Origin of the sequence: Mannheimia massilioguelmaensis, assembly GCF_000940515.1 — a bacterium.
GTDB classification, from domain to species: Bacteria; Pseudomonadota; Gammaproteobacteria; order Enterobacterales; family Pasteurellaceae; genus Basfia; species Basfia bettyae.
The window spans coordinates 41,524-52,709 of the sequence record NZ_CDQL01000002.1; the positions used below are offsets into that span (position 1 = coordinate 41,524).

Sequence of the window (11,186 nt, forward strand, 5' to 3'; positions counted from 1 at the left end):
TAGAGGAACGGTAATGTCAGCAGGAAAAATTGTACAGATTATCGGTGCGGTAATCGACGTTGAATTCCCACAAGATGCAGTACCAAAAGTTTACGACGCATTAAAAGTTGAAACAGGTTTAACACTTGAAGTTCAACAACAATTAGGTGGTGGTGTAGTTCGTTGTATTGCAATGGGTACATCTGACGGTTTAAAACGTGGTTTAAGCGTAAGTAATACAGGCAAAGCGATTTCTGTACCTGTAGGTACAAAAACCTTAGGTCGAATCATGAACGTTTTAGGTGAACCCGTAGATGAACGTGGTCCGATTGGTGCAGAAGAAGAATGGGCAATCCATCGTGCAGCACCAAGTTATGAAGAACAATCAAACAGTACTGAATTATTAGAAACTGGTATCAAAGTTATTGACTTAATTTGCCCATTTGCTAAGGGTGGTAAAGTTGGTTTATTCGGTGGTGCTGGTGTAGGTAAAACAGTTAATATGATGGAATTAATCCGTAACATCGCAACTGAGCACAATGGTTACTCAGTATTTGCTGGTGTTGGTGAGCGTACTCGTGAGGGTAATGACTTCTATCATGAAATGACAGATTCAAATGTTATCGACAAAGTATCACTTGTTTATGGTCAGATGAATGAGCCACCAGGTAACCGTCTTCGTGTTGCTTTAACTGGTTTAACTATGGCTGAAAAATTCCGTGATGAAGGTCGTGATGTATTATTCTTCGTAGATAATATTTATCGTTATACCTTAGCAGGTACGGAAGTATCAGCGTTATTAGGTCGTATGCCATCAGCTGTAGGTTACCAACCAACGCTTGCAGAAGAAATGGGTGTATTACAAGAACGTATTACTTCAACTAAAACAGGTTCTATTACCTCTGTTCAAGCGGTTTATGTTCCAGCGGATGACTTAACAGACCCATCGCCAGCCACAACATTTGCTCACTTAGACTCAACAGTGGTATTAAGCCGTAATATTGCATCTTTAGGTATTTACCCAGCGGTTGACCCATTAGATTCAACTTCACGTCAATTAGACCCATTAGTTGTTGGTCAAGAGCACTATGATGTAGCTCGTGGCGTACAAGGTATCTTACAACGTTATAAAGAGTTAAAAGATATTATTGCAATTTTAGGTATGGATGAATTATCTGAAAATGATAAATTAGTGGTAGCACGTGCACGTAAAATTGAACGTTTCTTATCACAACCATTCTTTGTTGCTGAAGTGTTCAATAGTACACCAGGTAAATATGTACCATTGAAAGAAACTATTCGTGGTTTCAAAGGTATCTTAGATGGTGAATATGACCATATTCCAGAACAAGCGTTCTATATGGCAGGTTCAATCGACGAAGTTATCGAAAAAGCCAAAAATATGTAATCACTTCAAGTGAATATTCATTCCTGAAGGAGAAAACAATGGCAACATTCAACTTAACTATCGTAAGTGCAGAGAAAAAAATTTTTGAAGGTGTTGTAAAAAGCATTCAAGCAACTGGTACTGAAGGTGAATTGGGCGTTTTACCTGGACATATGCCGTTATTAACAGCAATTAAACCAGGTATTGTGAAATTAACTTTGGAAAATGGTAACGAAGAAGTTATTTATGTTTCTGGAGGTTTTTTAGAAGTTCAACCAACAACAGTAACAGTGTTAGCTGATATTGCGATTCGTGGTACAGACTTAGATCAAGAACGTATCTTAAATGCGAAACGTAAAGCTGAAGAAAATATCGTGGCTCGTCATACAGATGCTGATCATGATTTATTGGTAGCAAAACTTTCAAAAGAACTTGCAAAACTTCGTGCTTACGAATTAACAGAAAAATTAGTGAAAAACAAACGCTAATTGACAAAATAAAAACCGTCTCTAAATTAGAGTCGGTTTTTTATTAACTTTAGGATATTTTTATGTCAAATTTCCAATCTAACTTTCCTCAAATTATCAAAAAAATTCCTCGTCGTGATTATGGCATTGATGGGTTATTTGTTTATGTTGATCATACTCCACAGGGAACAGTTTATTTTGTAGAAACTGAAAAAAAGATTGCTTTTCCAGAACATCAACATGCAGAGCAATTTACTATGGTGGTAAATGGCTATTGCGATTTAACGATCAACGGCAATACAACACGCTATGTAAAAGGGGAAAGCTATACCATTCCTGCTAATACTTTGCATCAAATTACTTTATCTGCAGGTTATGCAGAAATTGATTATGTTGATGATCCGAATGATTAATCACTTGATAGCACGCGTCTCCTGACGCACACCATTAACAGAAGAATAAAATGCAGAACAAAGCAATTTTCAGCTATATAGATAGTATATTACTAAATAGCCATCACAAAATAAGCCAACGCAAGCTATTAAAGCAGTAATTGCAAAAGTATTCCTTTTATTCCTGTTTCAGCGTCCACCTTATGCGATAACGCCTTACACCGACTAATTAAAAACTCAACAAGCCATTATTTGCTACAGTGCGGAGCACTGATTTAGATAAAAATCTGACTGCACTTTTTTATTATTTTTGAGACTATTATGCGTACAACCTCACCTCGTTATCTATCTTATCAACCTTTTCATAAGCCGAAAGCTAATCGCCGTAAAAGTGCGGTAGATTTTGGCAAAAATGTTAAGGCGCATTCGGTGAAATCTCCCACTCCTGATTTTGCGCAAACTAAGGTCATTTTATTTAATAAACCTTTTGATGTATTGACGCAGTTTACTGATGAAAATGGCCGCAAAACCTTAAAGGATTTTATTAATATTCCTCAAGTTTATGCCGCAGGGCGTTTGGATCGTGATAGTGAAGGTTTGTTGATTTTAACAAATAATGGTGAACTTCAACATCGATTAGCCGATCCTAAATTTAAAATGGAAAAAACCTATATTGTGCAAGTAGAAGGTAAGCCGACAGAACAGGACTTAGATAAGCTACGTAAAGGCGTTGAACTGAAAGATGGTTTAACAAAACCAGCAAAAGTAAAATTGATAGCTGAGCCGAGTTGGTTATGGGCGAGAAATCCACCTATTCGTGAACGTAAGAGTATTCCAACGAGTTGGTTAGAGATTGGTATTCGTGAAGGTAAAAATCGTCAGGTTCGTCGTATGACGGCTTATATTGGCTTTCCTACATTACGTTTAATTCGTTATGCTACTGCAGGGTTTACTGTAGAACAGCTTAATAATGGCGAATATTATCAACTTTCTGAATCAGAATTAATCTATTTATATAAAAACTTAAAACTCAGCATTAAGTAAGTGATTACTTATGATAAAAAGTGCGGTAAAAAAAGGAAAAATTTATGCTTAAACCTCATGTAACTATGGCTTGTATTGTACATTGCAAAGGTAAATTTTTATTTGTAGAAGAAATTGAATATGGTAAACGAACCTTAAATCAGCCTGCTGGCCATTTAGAAGAAAATGAAAGTATTCTTGAAGGTGCAAGTCGAGAACTTTATGAAGAAACGGGGATTAGAGCAGAGATGCAATCTTTAGTAAAAATTTATCAATGGCATGCTCCTCGTAGCCAAAAAGATTATTTACGTTTTGTATTTACTGTAGAGTTAGAAGAATGGTTAGATATTACGCCTCATGATGCCGATATTACCCAAGGTTTTTGGCTTACTTTAGAGGAATTTAACGATTATATTCAACAAGAAGGTCAATGTGCACGTAATCCATTAGTGATAGAAGCATTACAGGATTACCTTAAAGGTGAAAGTTACCCTTTAGATATTTTAACTGTCTTTAATAATTAATTTGAGATAATAAAAAACCCGATACGCTATCGGGTTTTTTATTTTGATTAAATTAGCGATACGCTTGATTTAATGAAACTTCAGGATCGGGTTCATGAGTGATACGATTACGTAAATCGCGACGAATCACCTCGATTGTCCAGAACCAGAAGATATGGCCTAAAATTTCAGATACATGTTCGTACCATGGCCAATCAGCTACAGATGGTGCTAAGCCCATCGCAGGGAAAACAATATAGTGAACCACTATACATGCAATTAAACCTGCACCGATACCTTGCCAGAATTTAATTTTAGGGAATACTTCAGCCACTAAACCATAACCTACGGCAAATACAATAGAGAAGATGATGTGAGTTACACCAATCCAGTTAAATGCATAATCAGCAAATGTGAATACGGCTTCAGTTGGATCGATACCCATGTAGTCACGCAAGAAGACATGTGGAGGATTTAAGAATGCACGTGAACATTGTTGTAATGCTTGATCCATTACGATAGATCCAGAATTTAAAGCATCTAGTACTGGTTGAGGGCATGCTGCTGAGAATAAATCAATTGGGCTACGTGGTGGAAATGGATGTTCTGCACCCCATTTAACAAAAGCTGAAATGATACCACCAATGATACCGATGAATACTGCTAAACCGTAACGACGACGATTTGCAGGAGTTTGTTCAAATAAGCCTGACATATTAAGCTCCTAAATTTTTATAGGGGAAATATCGTGTATTATAACGATATGAATTTTACATCTGTATTAATAAATTTTACAGAGCTATTAATTTTATTTGTTGAAACGTTTTAGTCAAGTTTTTTTATCGTTTTTTACCTGTAAAGAGGTATTACTGCTCAAAAACTTCTTTATCACGTAAAATATGCACATTGCCTTTACGTCGTAAATAACCACACCGATCGAAATATTCTATTAATTGTACTGCTAACTTACGACCAAATTGTAATTCATCTCGTAATTGGTTTACGGTGATCGCACCATTATTATCCGCTAATTGTTTAATTAAACGAGCGTAGCCATAAATATTTTCAGTGAGAAAGAAGCGATCTTTCACAACAGCAGTTAAAAAGCCTAATTTACCTGCTTTATACATGAAATTTCGCATTAAATTTTCTTCATAACCAAGTGCATTTGCCATATCTCGAACCCAAATAGCTTGGCCATTTTGTTTTTCGAACTCAGCTAATACCAATTGCCATAACCCTCTTTCTTCAGTTGAGAACTGAATTTTATGTTCAGGTAAATGTAGCCAACCACGAGTTTGTTGTAATTTACCCTTTTCAAGTAATTCATCGATAAAATGATAAATCAGCTTTTCAGGTTGATTAAGCGCAGCCATACGATATAAACGTGCCTTACCTAAACCTAATTGATCGGCATGTTGGTTGTGATATTCAGCAAGTGCGGTCAGAATTTCAAAAATTTTCTGTTGTTGATAGTTAGCATTAAAACACCATTCTTGGAATTTAACTTCAGCATTTTGTTGAATAATTTCATTGAGTTGTACTTCTTGAAGTTGTTCAATCCAAGCTATTTGTCGTGCCTCCACGGCCTTTTCTTGTAAGTATAAACTTATTCGTTGTGCTGTGGTTTTTGCTTGTTGTAGTTGAGCTAAATAAGCGAGACGTTGTTCAGTACGTTTATGTCGTTTTGGTGAATTAATTTCTAAAACTTTTATTCCAGCGACTAATTGTTTGGCATCAGCACTACGTAAAATTAATTTATCTCCATAAGCTAAAAACAAAGGTTTATCTAACATTAGTTCGGCAATAGTTTGCTGACTTGGTGCAAGTGATTTTTGTGTTAATAAAGTTAATTTACCTGTAGTACGCGTGGCGGCATGGTAAACATGAACGGGTTGACTTTCGGTAAGAAGATTTTCAGCGGTAATTTCTACGGTAATACGATCCGTAGGTTCTAATGGCGCTTGAGAAAATAACCAATCGCCACGTTCAATCAAAGTGCGGTCTAAATCAGCATTAATATTTAATGCTAAACGTTGACCAGCGATACCTTCATTATTTTGGCTATTTTGTGCATGGATATTTTTAATACGGACTTTTTCACCGTTAGATAAATATAATTCATCATCAATTTTAACTTTACCAGTAAATGCTGTGCCTGTGACCACGGTGCCAGCACCTTTGACGGTAAAAATGCGGTCAATCGCATAACGGAATGGTTTGTTTTGATCTGCAATATTTGGCAAGGTTAATAAATAATCTCGTAATTCTTCAATGCCATCACCTGTTTTAGCTGAAGTAATAAAAAAACGACTATGAGCCAAAAAATCATGATCTTGTTTTATTTTCTGAATAAGATCGTCGATTTGTTGTGAATTCGCACGATCAGATTTTGTGAGTACTACCATTATCTGTTCTATTTGCAGTAAACGTAAAATGGCTAAATGTTCTTCTGTTTGTGCTTGAATACCTTCATCAGCGGCAATAATTAACATAGCATAATGAATACCACCTAAGCCTGCTAACATGTTAGCAAGAAATTTTTCATGACCAGGAACATCAATAAAACCTAAAATTCGATCTTGCACAGGTAAATAGGCATAACCTAAATCAATGGTCATCCCACGTTTCTTTTCCTCTGGTAAATGTGCGGTATTTGAACCTGTTAAAGCTTGTAAAAGTGCTGTTTTACCATGGTCAACATGACCTGATGTGACGATAATCATGATGTTTTCCTATATTAAGCAGATAATTCTTTTAAGGTTGTTAATAACTTTTCAATATTTGCTAAGCTACGTAAATCCAACCAAATTTTATTATTTTCTACACGGCAAATTACTGGTGTTGATAAAGATTTAAAACGAGCTAAAAGTGCGGTTAATTTTCCATTATTTTTTTCCGAAATGGTCACCGCAATTGATGGAATTTTTGCCATTGGTTGAGAGCCACTGCCAATTTGCGCCGAACTTGATTCAATTTGTAGGGAAAAATCATTTTTTAGTAGTGTTTCTAATGTTGCTTTTAATTGTTCTGCTTGATGAATTAATTGTTCAATGGGTTGTGTGAGTAAATGCAAACTGGTGAGTTTTTCTGCTAATTTTTCTGGTTGCAAATATAACCGTAGGGTGGCTTCTAAACCAGCGAGAATTACTTTATCACAACGTAAAACACGTTTTAACGGATGAGATTGTAGTTGTTGAATGAGCTCTTTTTTACCTACAATAATACCAGCCTGTGGACCACCAAGGAGTTTATCCCCTGAAAATGAGATTAAATCCACACCTTGAGCAAGATTTTCTTGAACAGTTGGTTCTTTAGGCAGATTATATTGAGATAAATCTGTTAAGGCTCCGCTACCTAAATCCGTAATGACAGGGATATTAAACTCTTTGCCTAGTTCTGTTAATTCTTGTTCTGATACTTCACTAGTGAATCCACAAATTTGGTAATTGCTGGTGTGAACTTTCATTAAAAATGCGGTATTTTCGTTAATTGCGTTGCGATAATCTTTTAAATGCGTGCGATTCGTGGTTCCTACTTCAACTAATTTACAACCTGCTTGAGCCATAATATCAGGAATACGGAAAGCACCGCCAATTTCAATCAGTTCACCGCGAGAAATGATAACTTCCTTGCCTTGAGCAAAGGTTGAAAGTATTAACAATACCGCAGCTGCATTATTATTTACAATACAAGCTGCTTCCGCTCCAGTGAGTTGATGAATTAACTCGCTGATATAATTATCTCGATGACTTCGTTTTCCAACATCTAAATCATACTCTAAAGCAACGTTTTGGCTCATTGCCGTAACAGCAGCTTGTTGTGCTGCTTCGGACCATAAAGCACGCCCTAAATTAGTATGTAAAACCGTACCAGTCAGGTTATGTACAGACTGAATTTGCACTTGTTGTTGGTTAGTTAAATGCTTTTTGATCTCAGCAATGGTGTCATCCAATGAGCTAAAAAAGTGCGGTATAGTTTGAGAAAATTTTATTTCTTCTCTAGCTACGCAGAGTAAATGACGGCAACAGTTCACCACAGCAGTATGCCCAAAGGTTTGAATCAGTTGTTCCCCTTGCTCTGTTTTAAGTATTTTATCTACAGAAGGCAGTTGTTGAAAAAGTGCGGTCATTTTCTTTCCTTTTTTATCTTGTCATCTTGTTTATATTTTAAGTTTTATTTTGTAATTAAGCTATCCTTGATTTAATTACTTGAATAATCACTCTATTTAAGCTAAAGTTCTCTGCACAAAAGGAGGGTCGTCGTATCCGGTGATGCGGCAGGATTTCAAATCCTGTTAGGGCTGCCAGCAGTCCTGGGTGGGTTCAACTCCCATGACCCTCCGCCAAAAATTTTACTTGCCATAAATCTAATCAAAAACAATTCTTGTTATCACTTAACTTATTGATTTTATTAATATTAATTAATGTTGATATGTATCAATATTTATCTACCTCATAAAGGTTAAACTATAACCAGTTAATTTTCGTGGGGGAAATTATATGGGTGATTTTAATCCAAAATTAAATCGTCGTGATTTTTTAAAAACGGCGTCAGCAACTAGTTTAACGGTGGCTGCTGCTTCAAGTTTATCTCTTCCTTTTCAAGTAAAAGCTGACACGATTCCTGTCAAAAATACGCAGGAGGATAAAGTGGTTTGGGGGATGTGTTCTGTTAACTGTGGTAGCCGTTGTGCACTACGTATGCATGTTAGAAATGATGAAGTATATTGGGTAGAAACCGATAATACAGGTAATGATGAATATGGTAATCACCAAATTCGTGCTTGTTTACGTGGTCGTTCAATGCGTCGTCGTATGAATCACCCTGATCGTTTAAAATATCCAATGAAACGAGTAGGAAAACGTGGTGAAGGGAAATTTGAGCGTATTAGTTGGGAAGAAGCCTTAGATACCATTGCAGATAATTTAAAACGAATTGTAAAAGATTATGGCAATGAAGCGGTTTATAATAATTATACTTCTGGTATTGTGGGGGGAAATATTACTCGTTCATCTCCTTATGCTTCCACATTTTCTCGTTTGATGAATTGCTATGGTGGATATTTAAGTCATTACGGTACTTATAGTACCGCACAAATTGCCCGAGCAATGCCTTTTACTTATGGTTCTAATGAGGGAAATAGCACCTCTGATATTGCTAATTCAAAATTAGTGGTATTTTTTGGTAATAATCCAATGGAAACTCGTATGAGTGGAGCCGGAATTACTTATCACTTAGAACAAGCCCGAGAACGTTCTAATGCAAAACTTATCGTGATTGATCCTCGTTATTCAGATACTGCTGCAGGTAGGGAAGATGAATGGGTGCCGATTCGCCCAGGTACAGATGCTGCATTAGTTGCTGGTATGGCTTATGTGATGATTACTGAGAATTTAGTAGATCAAGAATTTTTAGATAAATATTGTGTAGGCTATGATGAAAAAACCTTACCAGAATCAGCCCCAAGAAATGCTCATTATAAAGCTTATATTCTTGGTGAGGGTGATGATGGTATTGCTAAAACACCTGAATGGGCAGCCAAAATTACAGGTATTCCAACCGATAAAATTATTCGATTAGCTAGAGAAATAGGTACTACAAAACCTTGCTATATTTCACAAGGGTGGGGACCTCAGCGTCAATCTAATGGAGAATTATCTTCTCGAGCCATTGCTATGCTGGCGATTTTAACAGGGAATGTGGGGATTTCAGGTGGAAACTCAGGTGCACGTGAAAGTACATTTAATATGACCATTAGCCGCCTACCTGTGTTAGAAAATCCAGTTAAAACTAAAATTTCAGTATTTACTTGGACTGATGCTATAGATCATGGTGAAAAAATGACAGCCTTGAAAGATGGTGTGCAAGGCAAAGATAAACTTGATGTTCCAATTAAATTTATGTGGAATTATGCTGGCAACTGTATTACTAATCAGCACAGTGATATTAATCGTACTCATGAAATACTACAAGACGATAAGAAATGCGAAATGATAGTCGTCATTGAAAATTTTATGACAGATTCAGCAAAATATGCGGATATTTTACTGCCTGATTTAATGACCACCGAACAAGAAGATCTGATCCCGAATGATTATGCAGGCAATATGGGGTATTTGATTTTTGGTCAGCCTTCTACTTCTGCAAAATTTGAACGTCGTGGCATTTATGATATTTGTTGTGAAATTGCCAAACGCTTAGGACAAGATGTTTTTGATAAATTCACAGAGGGTCGAACTCAAGAACAATGGTTACAGTTCTTATATAGCCAAATGCAAGCTAAAGATGCAGCTTTACCAAGTTATGATGAGCTTAAAAAGATGGGGGTATATAAACGAAAAGACCCTTCTGGACATTTTATTGCATATAAGAAATTCAGAGAAAATCCAGAAGCAAATCCATTAAAAACGCCATCAGGTAAGATCGAAATTTATTCTGAACAACTTGCAAAAATAGCAGCAACTTGGGAATTAGAAAAAGATGAAGTGATCCATCCTTTGCCTGTATATCACAGTGGTTTTAATGGTTGGGATGATCCTAAACGTGAAAAATATCCATTCCAACTAATAGGTTTCCATTATAAAGCTAGAACTCATTCAAGTTATGGCAATATTGATATTTTAGAAGCTGCTTGTCCTCAAGAAATGTGGATAAATCCAATTGATGCTACAAAACTAGCTCTAAAAGATGGTGAAACAGTACGAGTTTTTAATGAAATTGGTGAAACCCGGTTACCTGTAAAAATTACACCAAGAATTATTCCTGGTGTGCTAGGTATGGGGCAAGGTTCTTGGCATAAAGCGAATATGTTTGGAGATAAAGTCGATCATCATGGTTGCGTTAATGTCCTTACCACACAACGCCCTTCACCTTTAGCCAAAGGTAATCCTCAACATTCTAACTTAGTTCAAGTTGCAAAATTATAGGAGTGAGCTATGGAACAATATGGTTTTTATTTTGATTCTGAACGCTGCACTGGCTGTAAAACTTGTGAGTTAGCGTGTAAAGATTACAAAGATTTAGGTACAGATGTGAATTTCCGTCGTATTTATGAATATGCGGGTGGAAATTGGGTGCAAGATAATAATGGCTGTTGGAACCAAGATGTATTTACTTATTATATGTCGATTTCTTGTAACCATTGTTCAGATCCTGCTTGTACTAAGGTTTGTCCAAGTGCCGCAATGCATAAAAATGAAGATGGTTTTGTGATTGTGGATGAACAAAAATGTATCGGCTGTCGTTATTGTAGTATGGCTTGCCCATACGATGCACCACAATTTAATGTGAAAAAAGGACATATGACTGTAGCCAGCCGCCAAAATTGAGAATAGCAACCGCTTAAAATGAGAATTTGAGTTTAGTGCATTATTATCATTTTAATCGGTTATATCCGATAAAATTTAGCTAATAGAAACGCCCCTTAAATCAC

At 36.3% G+C, this 11,186-nt stretch carries 9 protein-coding genes, 1 tRNA gene and 1 pseudogene; 8 read left to right on the plus strand and 3 right to left on the minus strand.

Annotated elements, in window-relative coordinates:
* Positions 1-13: 13 nt before the first annotated feature.
* The 5 genes from atpD (at position 14) to BN1226_RS00235 (ending at position 3,772) form a co-directional block, all read left to right on the plus strand.
* The gene (atpD, locus tag BN1226_RS00215) at positions 14-1,387 is read left to right on the plus strand and encodes a F0F1 ATP synthase subunit beta (RefSeq protein ID WP_005760759.1); all 1,374 of its coding nucleotides are present in this window, start codon (positions 14-16) and stop codon (positions 1,385-1,387) included.
* A gap of 38 nt (positions 1,388-1,425) precedes the next feature.
* Entirely contained in the window at positions 1,426-1,854 is a 429-nt protein-coding gene (locus BN1226_RS00220; RefSeq protein WP_044469510.1) for a F0F1 ATP synthase subunit epsilon, read from the plus strand.
* 62 nt (positions 1,855-1,916) lie between these two features.
* A complete protein-coding gene (locus BN1226_RS00225; RefSeq protein ID WP_052506661.1) occupies positions 1,917-2,246 on the plus strand; it encodes a cupin domain-containing protein in 330 nt (109 codons plus the stop codon).
* Between the two features lie 300 nt (positions 2,247-2,546).
* Positions 2,547-3,269, plus strand: coding sequence for an rRNA large subunit pseudouridine synthase E (locus BN1226_RS00230; protein ID WP_044469511.1), 723 nt, complete (start codon positions 2,547-2,549; stop codon positions 3,267-3,269).
* A gap of 44 nt (positions 3,270-3,313) precedes the next feature.
* Entirely contained in the window at positions 3,314-3,772 is a 459-nt protein-coding gene (locus tag BN1226_RS00235; protein ID WP_044469512.1) for an NUDIX hydrolase, read from the plus strand.
* Positions 3,773-3,824: 52 nt separating this feature from the next.
* Here BN1226_RS00235 and BN1226_RS00240 read toward each other — a convergent pair whose 3' ends face one another.
* The 3 genes from BN1226_RS00240 to selA all read right to left on the minus strand — a co-directional run bounded on the left by BN1226_RS00240 (position 3,825) and on the right by selA (position 7,883).
* On the minus strand, positions 3,825-4,466 hold the full coding sequence (locus tag BN1226_RS00240; RefSeq protein ID WP_044469513.1) for a YagU family protein: 642 nt from the start codon (positions 4,464-4,466) through the stop codon (positions 3,825-3,827).
* Positions 4,467-4,617: 151 nt separating this feature from the next.
* A complete protein-coding gene (gene selB / locus BN1226_RS00245) occupies positions 4,618-6,477 on the minus strand; it encodes a selenocysteine-specific translation elongation factor (protein WP_044469514.1) in 1,860 nt (619 codons plus the stop codon).
* 14 nt (positions 6,478-6,491) lie between these two features.
* Positions 6,492-7,883, minus strand: coding sequence for an L-seryl-tRNA(Sec) selenium transferase (selA, locus tag BN1226_RS00250; protein ID WP_044469515.1), 1,392 nt, complete (start codon positions 7,881-7,883; stop codon positions 6,492-6,494).
* Positions 7,884-8,004: 121 nt separating this feature from the next.
* On the opposite strand from selA, the gene BN1226_RS10720 reads away from it, so the two are divergent.
* From BN1226_RS10720 to BN1226_RS00260, 3 genes and pseudogenes are all read left to right on the plus strand, one after another.
* A tRNA-Sec gene (locus tag BN1226_RS10720) sits at positions 8,005-8,099 on the plus strand.
* Positions 8,100-8,253: 154 nt separating this feature from the next.
* Positions 8,254-10,680, plus strand: a complete 2,427-nt coding sequence (locus BN1226_RS00255) for a DmsA/YnfE/YnfF family dimethyl sulfoxide reductase (RefSeq protein WP_044469516.1) — start codon at positions 8,254-8,256, stop codon at positions 10,678-10,680.
* Between the two features lie 9 nt (positions 10,681-10,689).
* Positions 10,690-11,061 (plus strand): annotated as a pseudogene (locus BN1226_RS00260) (4Fe-4S dicluster domain-containing protein); the annotation flags it as partial.
* Positions 11,062-11,186: the final 125 nt, after the last annotated feature.

Bases quoted from the DNA above. Each gene is read 5' to 3' on its own strand.
- atpD (WP_005760759.1), top strand. From the start codon at position 14: ATGTCAGCAGGAAAAATTGTACAGATTATCGGTGCGGTAATCGACGTT.
- BN1226_RS00220 (WP_044469510.1), top strand. From the start codon at position 1,426: ATGGCAACATTCAACTTAACTATCGTAAGTGCAGAGAAAAAAATTTTT.
- BN1226_RS00225 (WP_052506661.1), top strand. From the start codon at position 1,917: ATGTCAAATTTCCAATCTAACTTTCCTCAAATTATCAAAAAAATTCCT.
- BN1226_RS00230 (WP_044469511.1), top strand. From the start codon at position 2,547: ATGCGTACAACCTCACCTCGTTATCTATCTTATCAACCTTTTCATAAG.
- BN1226_RS00235 (WP_044469512.1), top strand. From the start codon at position 3,314: ATGCTTAAACCTCATGTAACTATGGCTTGTATTGTACATTGCAAAGGT.
- BN1226_RS00240 (WP_044469513.1), bottom strand. From the start codon at position 4,466: ATGTCAGGCTTATTTGAACAAACTCCTGCAAATCGTCGTCGTTACGGT.
- selB (WP_044469514.1), bottom strand. From the start codon at position 6,477: ATGATTATCGTCACATCAGGTCATGTTGACCATGGTAAAACAGCACTT.
- selA (WP_044469515.1), bottom strand. From the start codon at position 7,883: ATGACCGCACTTTTTCAACAACTGCCTTCTGTAGATAAAATACTTAAA.
- BN1226_RS00255 (WP_044469516.1), top strand. From the start codon at position 8,254: ATGGGTGATTTTAATCCAAAATTAAATCGTCGTGATTTTTTAAAAACG.